Source organism: Acidobacterium sp. FHG110202_01, assembly GCF_059115305.1.
Genome location: NZ_JBZYWJ010000007.1, coordinates 123,981 through 139,156 on the forward strand (window position 1 = coordinate 123,981; position 15,176 = coordinate 139,156).

Annotated in this window: 13 protein-coding genes; 3 read left to right on the forward strand and 10 right to left on the reverse strand. The window is 56.7% G+C overall.

From position 1 onward, the window contains the following. The first annotated feature begins 23 nt into the window (after nt 1-23). On the forward strand, nt 24-689 hold the full coding sequence (locus tag AC5S16_RS15790) for a Crp/Fnr family transcriptional regulator (RefSeq protein WP_493931054.1): 666 nt from the start codon (nt 24-26) through the stop codon (nt 687-689). 50 nt (nt 690-739) lie between these two features. Here AC5S16_RS15790 and AC5S16_RS15795 read toward each other — a convergent pair whose 3' ends face one another. Then, the gene (locus tag AC5S16_RS15795; protein ID WP_493931055.1) at nt 740-2,386 is read right to left on the reverse strand and encodes a cytochrome c oxidase subunit I; all 1,647 of its coding nucleotides are present in this window, start codon (nt 2,384-2,386) and stop codon (nt 740-742) included. Between the two features lie 176 nt (nt 2,387-2,562). On the opposite strand from AC5S16_RS15795, the gene AC5S16_RS15800 reads away from it, so the two are divergent. Continuing rightward, entirely contained in the window at nt 2,563-4,854 is a 2,292-nt protein-coding gene (locus tag AC5S16_RS15800; RefSeq protein WP_493931056.1) for a sigma 54-interacting transcriptional regulator, read from the forward strand. A gap of 3 nt (nt 4,855-4,857) precedes the next feature. Here the strand turns inward: AC5S16_RS15800 and AC5S16_RS15805 are convergent, their stop codons facing one another. Together AC5S16_RS15805 and AC5S16_RS15810 are read right to left on the reverse strand one after the other, a co-directional pair. Next, nucleotides 4,858-5,754, reverse strand: coding sequence for a universal stress protein (locus AC5S16_RS15805; RefSeq protein WP_493931057.1), 897 nt, complete (start codon nt 5,752-5,754; stop codon nt 4,858-4,860). A gap of 61 nt (nt 5,755-5,815) precedes the next feature. Continuing rightward, entirely contained in the window at nt 5,816-6,700 is an 885-nt protein-coding gene (locus AC5S16_RS15810; protein ID WP_493931058.1) for a universal stress protein, read from the reverse strand. 140 nt (nt 6,701-6,840) lie between these two features. Here AC5S16_RS15810 and AC5S16_RS15815 point away from each other — a divergent pair, with 140 nt between their 5' ends. After that, on the forward strand, nt 6,841-7,725 hold the full coding sequence (locus AC5S16_RS15815; RefSeq protein WP_493931059.1) for a universal stress protein: 885 nt from the start codon (nt 6,841-6,843) through the stop codon (nt 7,723-7,725). 7 nt (nt 7,726-7,732) lie between these two features. On the opposite strand, the gene mgtA is transcribed toward AC5S16_RS15815, so the two are convergent. From mgtA to AC5S16_RS15850, 7 genes are all read right to left on the reverse strand, one after another. Continuing rightward, a complete protein-coding gene (gene mgtA / locus AC5S16_RS15820) occupies nt 7,733-10,234 on the reverse strand; it encodes a magnesium-translocating P-type ATPase (RefSeq protein WP_493931060.1) in 2,502 nt (833 codons plus the stop codon). Nucleotides 10,235-10,249: 15 nt separating this feature from the next. Continuing rightward, nucleotides 10,250-11,137, reverse strand: coding sequence for a universal stress protein (locus AC5S16_RS15825; protein ID WP_493931061.1), 888 nt, complete (start codon nt 11,135-11,137; stop codon nt 10,250-10,252). 18 nt (nt 11,138-11,155) lie between these two features. Continuing rightward, a complete protein-coding gene (locus AC5S16_RS15830; RefSeq protein ID WP_493931062.1) occupies nt 11,156-12,295 on the reverse strand; it encodes a zinc-binding dehydrogenase in 1,140 nt (379 codons plus the stop codon). Nucleotides 12,296-12,367: 72 nt separating this feature from the next. Then, nucleotides 12,368-12,982 (reverse strand): hypothetical protein, encoded by a 615-nt coding sequence (locus AC5S16_RS15835; protein ID WP_493931063.1) that lies wholly within the window; start codon nt 12,980-12,982, stop codon nt 12,368-12,370. Continuing rightward, nucleotides 12,976-13,866, reverse strand: coding sequence for a universal stress protein (locus AC5S16_RS15840; protein ID WP_493931064.1), 891 nt, complete (start codon nt 13,864-13,866; stop codon nt 12,976-12,978). Before AC5S16_RS15840 ends, AC5S16_RS15835 begins: the two co-directional genes overlap by 7 nt. Nucleotides 13,867-13,976: 110 nt before the next feature. Then, nucleotides 13,977-14,144: a hypothetical protein gene (locus AC5S16_RS15845; protein ID WP_493931065.1), complete on the reverse strand. Its 168-nt coding sequence runs from the start codon at nt 14,142-14,144 to the stop codon at nt 13,977-13,979. 73 nt (nt 14,145-14,217) lie between these two features. After that, nucleotides 14,218-15,174, reverse strand: a complete 957-nt coding sequence (locus AC5S16_RS15850) for a universal stress protein (RefSeq protein ID WP_493931066.1) — start codon at nt 15,172-15,174, stop codon at nt 14,218-14,220. Nucleotides 15,175-15,176: the final 2 nt, after the last annotated feature.

Sequence of the window (15,176 nt, forward strand, 5' to 3'; positions counted from 1 at the left end):
ACCAGGATTGCCAGAATTGCAAATTGAAGGAGAACGGTTTTTTCTGCCACCTGAATTTGGCAGCGACGAAGGAGTTTGAATCCATCCGGTACTCATCGGTGTATCCGGCTGCGGCGATGTTGTTTCTTGAGAACGAGGCGTCGCGCGGCGTTTACCTGCTGTGCTCCGGACAAGTGAAGCTCTCGGTGAGTTCGAGCGCGGGCAAGACGCTGATTCTGCGGATCGCGAGACCGGGAGAAATCCTGGGCATGACGGCGACGATGTCGGGCGTTCCATATGAAGCGAGCGCAGAAACGCTGCATCCCTGCCAGGTGGCATTTATCCGCAGAGATGACTTCCTGCGCTTCGTCAATAAATATCCTGAGGTCTACCACGCTGTCATCCGGCAACTGAGCTCGCAGTACAATCACGCGTGCGAGCAGCTGAGAACTGTGGGGCTCTCGTGTTCGGCGCATGAAAAGCTGGCGCGCCTTCTGCTGCATTGGTCATCCGAAGGAAAGGTCACCAAGGAAGGGATGCAGATCAAGGTGCCGCTGACGCATGAGCAGATTGCCGAGTGCGTGGGATCGACGAGGGAGACGATCACGCGCACGCTGACTGAGTTCAAGAACAGGCACCTTATCATGCCCAGGGGCGCGACGATGATTATTCCTGATCGGGCAGCGCTCGAGGCAATCAGCGGAGCTTAGCAATTTGAGTTTTGGTGATGAGGTATGGCTTTCAGGCCATACCTTTCTTTTTAGAGATCGGCCGGAGCGGGGAGGTCTTCATAGTTGTAGGCTTCGTGGTCGACGACAGGCCGTTCGGTGAAGTTCTCGGTAGGAGGCGGAGATGAGGTCTGCCACTCGAGGCCGGCGGCATTCCACGGATTCGGTCCGGCAATTTTTCCATAGCGCAGAGACCAGAGCAGATAGATTCCGGTGGTGAAGTAGCCGATTGCCATCACGGTTGCTCCCGCAGTGGAGAGAACGTTGAGCACCTGCCACTCCGGTGGATACTCGGCATATCGGCGGGGCATGCCGAGATGGCCGAGGATGAACTGCGGGATGAAGGTAAAGAAGAATCCGATGAAGATGGTTACGGCGGAGATCTTCGCCGGCGCTTCGGGATACATGCGTCCGGTGATCTTTGGCCACCAGAAATGCAGGCCGGCCAGGTATCCCATGATGACGGAGCCGACCATGACGAAGTGAAAATGGGCAACGACGAAGTAGGTCTCGGTCAGATGGATATCGCTGCCGAGCGACCCAAGGAATACGCCGGTGCAGCCGCCGATGACGAACAGACCAATAAAGCACAGCGCGTAGATCATGGGCGCACGAAAGTGGATCGATCCTTTGTAGAGCGTGGCGGTCCAGTTGAATGTCTTGATGGCGGACGGGACGGCGACCAGCATGGTGATAAACGAGAAAACCAAGGCAGAATACTGGCCAACACCCATGATGAACATGTGGTGCTCCCAGACGAGAAAGCCGAAGACGGCAATGGCGACAGAGCTGAAGGCGACGGCGGTATAGCCGAAGATGCGCTTGCGGCTGAAGCAGGCAATGACTTCGGAGATCACTCCCATGGCGGGCAAGATCATCACATAGACCGCGGGATGCGAATAGAACCAGAACAGGTGCTGGAAGAGCAGCGGGTCGCCGCCCTTGGTGGGATCGAAGATCCCGATGCCTACGAGCCGCTCGAGAGCGACCAGCACAATGGCGATAGCGACCACAGGTGTGCCCAGGATCATGATGATCGAAGCGGCATAGTGCGCCCAGATGAACAGAGGCAGACGAAACCAGGTGAGGCCGGGAGCGCGCATGCGGTGGATGGTGACGATGAAGTTGAGGCCGGTGAAGATGGAGGAGAATCCGGCAGCGAAGGCAGCAAGGCCGGCGGAGATGACGTTGGTGTTCACGAAATGCGTGCTGAGCGGGGTGGTGAAGGTCCATCCGGTATCGACGCCGCCTGCGATGACGGTATAGAGCAGAAGCACGGCGCCGAGCATGTAGCAGTACCAGCTCAGCAGATTGATTTTCGGGAAGGCGAGGTCACGCGCGCCAAGCATCATGGGAAGCACGAAGTTGCCAATGATGGCAGGGATGGCCGGGATGAGCACGAAGAAGATCATGACCACGCCGTGCATGGTGAAGACCTTGTTGTAGGTGTCGAATGACATCAGGTCGCTTTGCGGTGTCAGCAATTCCATGCGGACGGCCATGGCAAGCAGTCCGCCGATAAGGAAGAAGAAGCTGACTCCGGCCAGATAGAGCATGGCGATACGCTTGTGGTCCTGCGTGAGCAGCCAGCTGAGCAGGCCGTGTTTCTGGTTGAGATAGTTTTTCGCGATCGACGGCTGCTGGATTGCGGTTTGTTGCGGTGCGGCCAGAGTGCTCATCGCTGAAGCTCCTGCAGGGAAAGGCAGAAAGGCAACAGGATTGGTTTATTCGGGCGTTTCACAGCTCTATCATCGGCGGGGAAGATGCGCCGTGTATGTGATAGTCATCACACCCAGGCCTCTCTGTCGGATTTTGCTGCGACTAAGCATTTCTTTGAGAGATACTGGCAATACTTATGAGCGGGCCATTGTCTGGAGGGAAGGATATAGGGCAATCCCAGGCCCTTTTTGAAAAGCTGTTTGCAAACGCGCCTGACGGGATTCTGGTGGCCGGCGGCGATGGCTGCATTCGCGAAGTGAATCCGCAGGGCGAGCGGCTCTTTGGCTATTCACGCGAAGAGCTTATTGGCAGCCCGATCGAAATGCTCATCCCGGACCGCCTCCGTTCTTCGCACGTTCATCAGCGCAAGGAGTATCAGGCTGCACCGCGCACACGTCCGATGGGCGCAGGGCTGGATCTTTTCGGCAGGCGCAAGGATGGCAGCGAGTTTCCCGTCGACATTCTGCTCAGCCCCGTTGAGAGCGGCGGAGAACATCTGGTTCTCGCTGTTGTGCGGGACATCACCCAGCGGAGAGCCATAGAGAGGGCGCTCCGCGCAAGCGAGGAGCGCTTTCGCCTGCTGGTGGATGGCGCGCGGGACTATGCCATCTTTATGCTCGATATGGAAGGCAAAGTGGCGACATGGAATCCGGGAGCCGAGCGCATCAAGGGCTATCGCGCGGAAGAGATTCTGGGGCAGCACTTCTCGCGGTTTTATACCCGGGAAGACCTGGACCGCGGCAGGCCGGAACAGGCTTTGAAAACAGCGAGAGAAGAAGGCAGGTATGAAGACGAAGGCTGGAGATTGCGGAAGGATGGTTCGCGTTTCTGGGCCAATGCCGTGATTACTGCGCTCCGCGGAAAAGACGGCGAACTGATCGGGTTTTCCAAGGTCACGCGCGACTTCACTCATCGTCACAGAGCCGAAGAGACGTTGCTGCAGCATCTCAGCAAGGCCATGCTCTCCGGCCAGGATGTGCGCGAGACTTTGAGCGCGATTGCGGGCAGCATTCAGAGCGTTGTTCCGCATGACTATGCCACGCTTGCTCTTTATGACCGCGATACGAATTCCCTTCGTGTGCAGGAACTGCTGGCTGATGAAGAAAAGCAGTATTCGGAAGCTGTTCTTATCCCGATTGAGGGGACACCCTGCGGATGGGCATTCAAAAACCAGCAGCCGCTCTTCCTGGATCTGGCCCGGCAGAAACAGTTTGTTGCCGGCGCCATGGACCGCTACAGAAAAGCAGGAGTGAAAGCGGGCTGGTGGCTGCCGTTGAAGTACAACGAGGAGATCATCGGCACTCTGTTTATTGGCAGCCGCCGTGAGTCGGCGTTCAATGGAACGGATCGCGAGCTGCTGCTTCAGCTATCCAACCAGATCGCCGCGGCGGTCGACCATATCGAGACATTGCGGCACATCGCCAGTCTGGGTGAGAGGCTGAGAAGAGAAAGGGAATACCTGGAAGAGGAGCTGCTCACCGAATACAGCTTTGAAGAGATTGTTGGAGAAAGTCCTGCGCTCAAGCGCGTTCTGAAGCAGGTGGAAACAGTGGCTCCGACCGATGCGACGGTGCTCGTCCAGGGGGAGACGGGCACAGGCAAGGAACTGATCGCCAGGGCCATTCATAATCTTAGCCCGCGCCGCGAGCGCACGTTTGTGAAGCTGAATTGCTCGGCCATCCCGCTGGGGCTGCTCGAGAGCGAACTGTTCGGGCATGAGAAGGGTGCTTTTACCGGGGCGATTGCGCAGAGGATCGGACGCCTGGAACTGGCGCACCAGGGAACGCTGTTTCTCGATGAGATTGGTGATCTGCCTCTTGAGCTGCAACCGAAGCTTCTGCGCGCATTGCAGGAAAAAGAAATCGAGCGCCTTGGCGGCAAGAGAACGATTCCAGTGGATGTTCGCCTGATTGCCGCGACGAACCGTGACCTGGCGAAGATGGTGAAGGAGGGGCAGTTCCGCAGCGATCTTTACTATCGCCTGAAAGTTTTCCCGATCACGATTCCTTCTCTGCAGCAGCGGCACAGCGATATTCCTCTGTTGGTGAATTATTTTGTGACCAAGCACGCGCGCCGCATGAAGAAGAACATCGACATCATTCCGCAGGACGTTATGGCGGCGCTCAGCAAATGGCACTGGCCCGGCAATGTGAGGGAGCTTGAGAACTTTATTGAGCGCGCTGTGATTCTTACGCAAGGCACGGTGCTGCGCGCGCCGCTGGGCGAACTGGAGATTGGGGAAGAGGTGGCAAACTCTGTATCTTCTGATCTGCGGCTGGCGGAACGCGAACATATCCTGCGTATTCTCCGCGAATCGAAGGGCATGATCGGCGGCCCCGGGGGAGCTGCAGAAAAACTGGGACTGAAGCGCACCACCTTGAATTCCAAGCTGAAGAAGCTTGGCATCGAGAGGGATGACTACACATAGGTTTCAAGCGATATGAGGCTGCACTGCTAACACAGGGCAATGCGCTTCGCGAATGACCTTCGATATGGTGGACCAGGGAGCGTGGTCTGCCATCGTCTCTTTTTCGTTGACGCCCATGACAATGAGGCTGGCGTTCACGAATTTTGCCACTCGCAGTAATTCGGGCGCAGGTTCTCCGCTCCTTATGCTGTATTGCGCGGTGTTGCGCAGGTCAGAGGGAATCATCTCAGCCATTTCTTTTTCGACGTGCCGCTTTTGTGCCGCGCTGGTTTCATTTGCAGGAAAGACATGCACGACGGCCAGCTGCGCATGGAATTCTTCCGCGAGAGAAGCTGCGTACTGTGCAGCCCGGAGCGAATTGACGGAAAGGTCAGTGGCCAGCACGATGGACTTCGGGCTCTGGTAAGTTCGCCTGCAGTGCGGACCACAGATGAGCACTGGGCAATGCAGATGGCGTAAGGCCGATTCGGCGACAGATCCGAGCGCGAGTTTACTGACACCGCCGCGCCCATGGGAGCCCATAACAACGAATTCGATGTCCCTTTCTTTCACAATCTGCTGGATGAGGTCCTTTGCCGAGCCGCAAGTGATGATCTCTTCATAATTGACCGGATCCAGCTCAGTCATCCTGGAAAAATAGCGAGTGAGTTTTTCATGAGCCAGCTTCATCTCCTCTTCCTGGAGGATGGGGGCGAGCACACCGCTGCTTGCAGCGTAATAGACAGGCGCGAGCACATGCGCCATATATAGCCTGCTGCCGAAGTGCCGGCTGAGCCGCGCCGCCCATTTGAAGGCTATGGAAGCCTGGGATGAGAAATCGGTCGCAAAGAGAATGCGCTTCGGGTGGAGACGCGATGTGCTCAGGTGGATGTTCTGATCCTTATGTGTTGCTGTAGTCACGACTGCCTCCTCCTTGCTGGATGTGCTCTGTTCGCCGCGACATTTGTCGCAGCGGTTGCCGCTAGCCGCAGACCGTGAGCACGGGGCATGCGGCTTTGCGAATGACCTCGAATGCGATTCCGGATTTCAGCCTGTCGAACCAGTGAGAGAATCGGCGTGCGCCCAGTACGATGAGGTCCGCTTTCACACGATTCGCGAGCAGAAGGACGCCGTCTGCCGCATAGCCGTGTTCGAGGACGCACTCCGGTTCGCACCACTCGCGAACAAGATCGGGAATCAGGCGCTGAAGCGCAGCGGTGTAGTTTGTCATCAGCTCCTGCTCATTGATGCGGCGGAGATGAGTTGATTCCGGAAGCACGTGGCACAGATAGATATGCGCGCCGCTGTCCTGTGCAAAGGAGAGGGCGAAAGCGGCTGCTTTCGTTGCCTCGGGAGAGAAGTCAGTTGCGTAGACGATCCGGCGGAAGACCCCGGATGGCTCAGGCGGGCTTGTGTCCGGACCAACTATGAGCACCGGGCATTTTGCATGGTGGATCAGCTGTTCGGTGAACGAGCCGAAGATAAAGCGAGACAGACCGCCATGCCCTCTTGTGCCGGTCACAATGAGATCTACCGAATCCCGGTTTGCAATGTCGAGTACTTCCATGGCTGGATTTATGCCTTCTCGGAGAGCCATCTGCACTGTTGCGCCGCCGGAGATAAATTGCGATTTGAGGTTCTCCAGGCTGTCTGCTCCTTCTCTGCGAAAAGCATTCATGCAGACGGCTGCATCAGGAGCCTGGAAGGCGGGCGTGAGGTCAACTACGTGGACCAGCCGGACTTTCGACGCATAGCGATGCGCCAGCGCTTTGGCATAGAGCGATGCTTTTTCTGCAGCCGGAGTGAAATCCGTGGCCAGAAGGATATTCTCCAGGCTGATCTCCACTCTTTTTCCAAGAACTGTCACGGAATGCCTCCACGCTCAAGACCATATTGAGTCATCCGCCAAGGGATGCGCTGTGACTGAGCGCACGCGTACAAGTGACAGCGGTCACATCCATAGTTTGCGGAGTGTTCCTAGTCTGGTTGCGAGCAGGAGGTGGAGTTATGCCTACCACATACGTTGAGTCACCGGTTGCGGTTCATCACATTCTGGTGGCCACGGATTTCACAGAGGCTTCGCGCAAGGCATTTCATTATGCGCGAGTGCTGGCACGCCATTTTCAAGCGTCGATTACCACAGCGCATGTTATGCGCGCTTCGATCAGCGACTGGCCGAAATTCGGCACAGACCCTGAATATAAGAAGCTGCTGCGCGAGACGAAGGAAAACCTGGACGACCTTAACCGGCAGCTGCACCAGGCAGGTTTTCAGGCTGACAGACTGCTGCTGCAAGGTGATCCGGTTGAGGAGATTCTTAAAGCTGCGAAGCACCACAGAGCGGATCTATTGGTGCTTGGCACGCATGGATCGAGAGACTTTGAGCGACTGATCCTTGGCTCAACTGCGGAAGAAATTCTTCGCAGAGCGCCATGCCCTGTGCTTACGGTCGGGCCGAATGTTGACGAGCCCTCACACAGGGACGTAACTTTCAAGCACATTCTGCTGGCGACGGACCTCACCCCGGAGTCATCGGCAGCTGCTCTGTTCGCATTTTCGCTGGCTGCGGAACAGGCATCGCAGGTCAGCATCTGTCATGTCCTGCCGGAAGGTCACACCAGGACCATGGATGCTGCCAAAATGCAGGCGGAGTTCGCACGCGCCATGCGACGGCTCATTCCTGAGCATATCTGGAAGAACTGCGAGCCTGAATATGTTCTGGAATATGGCAATGCAGCGGATGAGATGCTAAAGCTGGCCGGGGAAAAGCATGCCGACCTCATTGTCCTGGGAGCGCATTCTGCCTCTATCGTTGCGACGCATCTTGTGCCTGGAGTTGTCTTTCGTGTGATTGCCGGCGCTGCGTGCCCTGTGATTACGATTCACAGATAGTTTCGACTTATAAGCCCGCATGCCTGAAGAGGCGACGCTTGGCGACTTCGACCAGCAGCAGATAGGTTGCTGTCGCGAAAGCTAGAAATGCGAAGTAAGACGCAGGCAGCATGGTGAATCCAAGCACTTTGGCGATGGAAGAGTAGGGGAGCAGGCATCCAACGATCACGACGAGGATGGTAGTGACGGTCAAAGGCGTGCTGGGACGGCTTTTCCATGGATTGCCCATGGTCCGGATGACGAAGAGCACGAGCGTCTGTGTGGCCAGGGATTCGACGAACCATCCGGTATGAAATTCAACTTCGCCCGCGTGGAAGAAGTGAAGCAGAACATAGAATGTCAGGAAATCGTACAGCGAGCTGACAGGGCCTATGAAGAGCATGAAGTTGCGGATGAGAGACATATTCCAGCGGTGCGGGCTGCGGATGTAATGCTCATCGACGCGGTCAGAAGGAATGGTGATCTGCGCTGTGTCATAAAGAAAGTTGTTGAGAAGCACCTGCGTGGGCAGCATGGGAAGAAATGGAAGCACGATGGAGGCGCCGGCCATGCTGAACATATTTCCGAAGTTGGAGCTGGTGCCCATCAGAAGATACTTCATCACGTTTGCCGACGCGCGCCTGCCTTCGATGATGCCTTTGTGCAGGATCTGAAGGCCAGGCTTCAGAAGGACAATATCAGCTGCCTCGCGCGCCACATCGACAGCGGAAGCAACAGAGACGCCCACATCAGCCTCGTGCAGTGACGGCGCGTCATTGATTCCGTCTCCGATATAGCCGACGACATGCCCGCGCATCTTCAGCGCATGGATGATGCGGTGCTTCTGCATGGGCGAGACACGCGCAAATACCGTCGTGTTTTCCACCATATGCTGCAAAGCGGAGTCGCTGGTGCGCTCCAGTTCTTCGCCAAGTACGATGGCCGGACTTTCTAACCCAACTTGCTCACAGATGTGTCCGGCCACGAGCTCATTGTCGCCGGTCAGGATTTTTACTTCGATTCCGTCGCGCTTCATAGCGGCGATGGAATCGGCTGCATCGGGATCGGGAGGGTCAGAGAAAGCGAGATAGCCGGCAAGGGTGAGAGCGTATTCGTCTTCGACTGCGAACTTCTCCTGTGGAGAAACATTGCGATAGGCGACGGCGAGCACGCGGAATCCCTGACTGCTCAGATGCTGAAAGGTTGTGTGGCAGCGTGCGCGCGTTTCGGAGTCGAGTGGGAGGACGCGGCCTTCAGCTTCACACGAATCTGCAAGCGCGAGGATGCCTTCGGGCGCTCCTTTGGTGATGAGCAGCCGGTCTGTTTGTTTTTCCACGACGATGGAGACGCGGCGCCGCTCGAAATCGAAGGGGATTTCATCGCACTTCACGTAATCATCCGCGTCGAGATGCTGGTTCTTGAGAATCGCAACATCGAGCGGGCTGCGAATGCCGGTTTCAAAGCGGCTGTTCAGGTAGCCAAGAAGGAGTGGATGTCCGGATGACTGGCCATAAGCATCGATTGCCGAGGTGAGGACCAGATTTCCAGTTGTAAGCGTGCCGGTCTTGTCGCTGCACAGGACATCAATTGCGCCGAAGTTCTGAATCGCGGGCAGATGCTTGACGATGACCTGCTCGCGCGCCATGCGGACAGCACCGCGGGCGAGTGTGACAGAAGTGATCATGGGAAGAAATTCAGGAGTCAGCCCGACGGCCAGTGCGACAGCGAAGACGAAGGACTCGAATGCATCTTTGTGCAGCGCGACACGCACGATCAGGATAAAAAGCACCAGGAAAAATACGGCGCGCATGATGAGCCATCCGAAGCGCCTGAGGCCGCGCTCGAATTCAGTCTCTGCGGGACGCACTGTCAGCCGTTTGGCGATTGCACCAAACATGGTATTGGGGCCGGTGGCGAAAACCTCTGCGGTCGCAATTCCGCTAACGACCGAGGTTCCGAGGAAGACCAGATTTGCGGACTCCGGGCTATCTGTGCTGCCTTCGTTGGAATGCGCGTCTTTTTCTGCCGGCAGGGATTCGCCGGTGAGTGCTGCCTGCTGGATGTACAAATCGCGCGCATTGAGAAGGCGCGCGTCTGCGGGAACGAGATCTCCGGCAGAGAGGCGGATCACATCGCCGGGTACAATTTCACGACGCTTGATTTCAGCCCAGGCGCCATCACGCAGGACAGTTGCTGTAAGAGTGATATGCTCCTGCAGTTTCCTGATGGCCTGCTGCGATGTATAGGTCTGGAAAAAATTAATCGAGATGCCTAGTAAAAGTACGACCAGAATGATGATGGCATCGGGAGCGTCGCCCAGCACGAAGGAAATGGCGCTGGCCACGAGGAGGATGAGCACGAGCGGGTTCAGAAACAGGAGCAGGAATGCAACGAGAACCGCGCTGCGCTTTACAGGAACGGGGTCGTTCGGGCCGTAACGGGAGAGGCGATCGGCTGCTTCAGCTGAAGTCAGGCCTGTCGCTGCCGGTGAGGGGAGTGTGTTCACGTGGTTCACAGGCAATGTGAGCATCTCCCGCACCCCACGTCAGGAATGATGAACGGCGAGACGCTCTTGCTGGAGGCGGAATCTTTCGGCCTCTGTCAATTCCTCGCCTGTGGACTCCACAGCATGCGTGAAAAGAGTGAAGACGGGGCACTTTGCCCGGCGGATAATATCGAACGCAATTCCATCGTTGTGCTCTTTGTCATGTACGCCCATCACGATGAAGTCCACGCGCTTCGCTGTGGCTACGGAAGTGACGACGTCTGCCGGGTGCCCGACACGCGCGATCGATTCAGAGACGATGAACCCATTCTTCATCTCCTTTGTCAGGGCCTCAAATTCTTCTTTATGTTCGGAGGATTCTTGTTCGTCGGCATGTATGAGCAGCAGCCGTCCGCCAAGGTGCTCAGCGAGGCGTTCGGCGTATGCCAGGGCAGCACGTGACACTTCAGAGAAGTCTGTCGGGAAGAGGACCAGGCGCGCATGGGTATTCTCCCATGCGTCCTGGCGTACCGACCTGCCTACCGTAAGGACCGGGCAGGAGGCGGCATGGAGAAGGGTCTCCGCGACCGACCCCAACCCTTCTCCGTTCTTGTATCCTTTGCCGCGCGTTCCGAGGACGAGTAGATCGACAGCGCGCTCGTCAATCAGATCGCGGACCGTCTGCCGGATGTCGCCCTTGCGTACGATCATCGCGGAACGCACGCCATCATGCGCAAGCGCACTGACGTATTTCTGGAGTTCCTCTTCTGCGGCATCCATGAGCTTGGGAAGAGGAATTTTGGACATTTCGGTTTCCGGCACGACATGAACGAGCAATACCTTGGCCGAGAAGTGCCGGGCCAGTTGTTTGGCATAGTTCAGAGCGCCATACGATGCGTCGGAAAGGTCCGTCGCCACCAGGATCGTCTTCATTGTGAACTCACGCATGGCGCACCTCCTGCTTTTTCAGCACTGCTCGTCGCCTGGTTTCAGGGGCCGCACTTCCTGCGGTCGAATGGCCACCTTCAACACGCCCTCACGCTGCTGGCTGAATAACGAGTAAGCATCGGTGATTTCATTCAGCGAAAAAGTGTGCGTAAGCAGGGGAGTGAGATCGACGCGCTTATGCAGTACCAGTTCCATCAGGCGGCGCATGCGTTCTTTGCCGCCGGGGCACAGCGTAGTGACGATTTTGTAGTCGCCGATTCCAGCGGCAAAGGCATCGACGGGGATGTTCAATTTTCCTGAGTAAACGCCGATGCTGGAGAGCGTTCCTCCCGGGCGCAAGGCACGCAGCGCGGTTTCGAAGGTGGATTGCGTTCCCAGAGCTTCGATGGCGACATCGACTCCACGGCCGTTTGTCAGTTTGCGGATTTCAGCTATTACGTCTGTTGTTTTCGGATTGAGCACGATGTCTGCGCCCATCTTGCGTGACATTTCCATGCGTACCGGATTCGATTCAGTTGCGATGATGAGCCCTGCGCCCTTTAATTTTGTTCCAGCAGTTGCGCAGAGGCCAATGGGCCCTTGCGCCATGACGGCAACGATGTCACCCAGTTGAATGTCGGCGCTTTCCGCAGCGGAAAATCCTGTCGAAGCGATGTCAGACAGCAGGATGACCTGCTCGTCGCGCAACTCGTCGGGGATCTTTGCCATGTTGGCCTGCGCATAGGGAACCAGCAGGTACTCGGCCTGTGCGCCGTTGATGGTGTTGCCGAACTTCCAGCCGCCGATGGGCACGCCGCCGCATTGTGACCAGCTGCCGCCGAGACACGATAAGCACTGTCCACAGGGAGTGATGGCTCCTACGAGCACGCGTTCACCGATCTTGTAATCGGAGACGCCGGGGCCCAGTTCGTGAATCACGCCAACGGCTTCGTGTCCGATGATCAGGCCTGGTTTTACGGGATACTCACCTTTGAGGATGTGCACATCGGTTCCGCAAATGGTGGTGAGAGTAACGCGGATGACCGCTTCTCCATAACCTGCTCCAGGTATGGGCGCGCTTTCGACCGCGATCTGATTCGGCCCGTGAAAGACGAGGGCTTTCATCATTGACGTCTTGTGATCTGTCTCAGGCTTTCTGGAGAGGACTGCGGTAGTCATGACATTCACCTCGATTGAAACTCCAGCCTACGCCGTATTCGGCAATCTGCCAGTGATAACGGTCACAGGGCTTCAATGGGCCAGTTCCGCGACTGCTTCACTCACAATGCTCTTGATAAGTATGGTTTTCCGGTGGAGGCTCCAGCTGAAGAAGAGCATTTTTACTCCCAGAAAACACAGATATGCTGCCAGCAGCATTGTGGCCTGTTGATTGGTAAGCTCTCTCAGCAAGGCGGCCATGGCGCCAGAGAATAAAATCGATACGATTCCTACGCCATACATAGTGCGCTGCTCGATACCATGATGCGCCGTTCTGGCAGCGAAGAGAAAGGCTGAAAGGCCGGAGGCCAATGCCTGTACGGAGGCGCAAGCGAGCAGCAACTGGAATGAAGCCTTTGGATAATAGCCAAGAAAGAACCCTGCAAGCACAAAGGACAGCCCGGCGATGAGGTAAAGCACAGCGCGCTGGATGTGTTTTGCTCCCTCGGCGAAGGCTGCAAACCAGTCAACAAGTCCGGCAAACAATAGAGCTGCTGCCGCCACCAGAATGGCAGCGACAACCACGACCACTTCAAACAACAGGCCATCCATCATAGAGCTCAGATAGAAGAGAACCAGCCCCATGCATATGGCAAGAACTCCGTGGCCGAATATGACTGCATTCCTGATTTTCATTTCGTTCAGCATTGGCTTGAAACCTCCTCCAGAATTTCCGTTGCAGCAGTATGAGCAGCAGCAGGCACGCAGAGCACCGGGCAGGAGACTTTGGAAATCACATCGAGCACGGTGCTCGTGTAAAAGCGCTCTGCCGTTAGCTCACTGTCCGGGGCTCCGAGAACCACTAAATCAACTTCCTGGTTGCGCACATAGTCCGCGATGACATCTGCTACCGCCCCGCTCACTACAAAATGCTCGACAGGTACAGTATGCGATTCGTTGAATGGCGCAAGGAAGCGCAGCTGTTCGATGTAGCGGGAATCATCTGCCGGAGCGTTATGAGCAGGCACATGCAGAACGAGCAGCTGATCGTGAGCGATGCGGTGCGCGCACATAAGAGCAGTCAGAGAAGCATTGGAGAAGTCAGTGGCAATAAGCACATGGCGCCAGCGTCCTGCCCAGGGCAGATGATCTTCAGCATTGGGGCCGACTGTCAGGATGGGGCATGGTGTCCGGGCAAGAAGCTGCCGCGCTACGGCGCCTAACGCGGCCTGACCCGCTTCGGTCTTTGCGCGGGTGCCCAGTATCAGCAGGTCGGCATGGTGATCCTGAACAGTTTGAAGGATGCGGTCACAAATCACTCCGCTTGCGACTACTGAATGAACCTGGATGCCTTCCCGGCGCGTCTCTTCTTCGATTTTTCTGAGCTCTTCGCGAGCTGCCTGATGCGTAGTGACTGCTTCCGGCGCTCCACCGGGGAATGCGTAAGCGACGGGATCGATCACATGCACAATCACCAGGGTCGAATCATGAAGGCGCGCAATTGCCTGTCCGTAGCGAAGAGCGGAAGAGGCCGTGGCTCCCAAATCTGTGGCAATGACGATGGTTCCGAATTTGAGCCTGTCTTCGCGCATTTCTTTCTCCTTTTAGTTCCACGATGCGCTTAACAGGCACGATCGTGCAGTGACCTGAGGCACGACTGTTTTGTGATGCGCATCACATCCAGGAGCTGGAGCGCTGTGTTTCAGGCTGCGGTAGGAACGCGCGGCGCGCCGACGCGGCGCGGCCGGAGCTGCTGGCCCGGAGGTCTCCAGGTCTCGACAACAAATTTCCGCGAGCACTCGGCGCAAAGCCAGATCACTTTGCGCTGCCCTCCTTCAGGAGCCTGAGTGCCGGCATCGGCGCAATCCATGCAGTGCAAACTTCCACTGCGGAAATATATCGATTCAGATCTGCATTGGGGGTTGGCGCAGCGCATAACACACCTATCCGATCACGCCGGCAATCCGGCTCTCCTCTTTGTTTGCGGTTTCCTTTTCTGCCGGTGCGTGACGAAGAGCCATGACCGGGCAGGAGGCTTCTGCCATAACTTTGTAAGCTGCGCTGTTCTGAAGGCGCATCCATGGAAGCGATCCATCCATGCCTACAACGATCCAGTCAGCCTCGCTTTCAGCCGCTATCTTCAGAATTTCCTTTACGAGATCGCCTGCCACCACGCAGACGCGCGCCGGAGGCATCAGGTCATCTGTATCGGGAAGGAGGGCCCTTAATGCATGCTCGGCCCATATGTATGTGCGGGCAGGATTGATGCTTTTCTTAACGTCGGAGTCGAGCACGTGCAGCAGAGTCAATTCGGCCCGATATGCCTGCGCCAGATCGAGAGCGAGGCGGACGCTCTCGATGTAATCACCGGTAAAAGAAACGGGATGGAGAATCGTGCGCGGCCTGGTTTGTCTTCCGGCAATCTGAGCATGAGGGCCGACGGCAAAGACAGGCACCCTGACTGAGCTCAGCAGGTGATTGGCCACAGAGCCGAGCGCTATCTGGCCTAATTTGCCACGCCCATGCGTTCCCACGATGAGCCGCGTTGCGCCCGTCAGATCCAGTTCTTCGCGGATGATGTCTTCTGCGCGTCCATGGCGATAGATCACATCACAGAGCAGACCATGTTCCTCAATCTGGCGCTTCAATCCGGACAGTATCAAGCGCACATCGCGGTCGACCTTTGCGTCGTCAAGGTCAGGAATAACACCCGATTCAGGCGGCAGGGAATCAGAGGGTGGAATGACATGGATAAGCGTAATGCTGGCACCGGACTCTTTCGCCTGGGCGATGGCATGAGGCACGAGGTAATCGGTGTCCGTAAGATCGGTTGCGACAAGAATGTGGTCGGGTGAAGCAAGTGCGCGGATGCGGAAGCAATCTTGTGCGGCGAGTGACATTC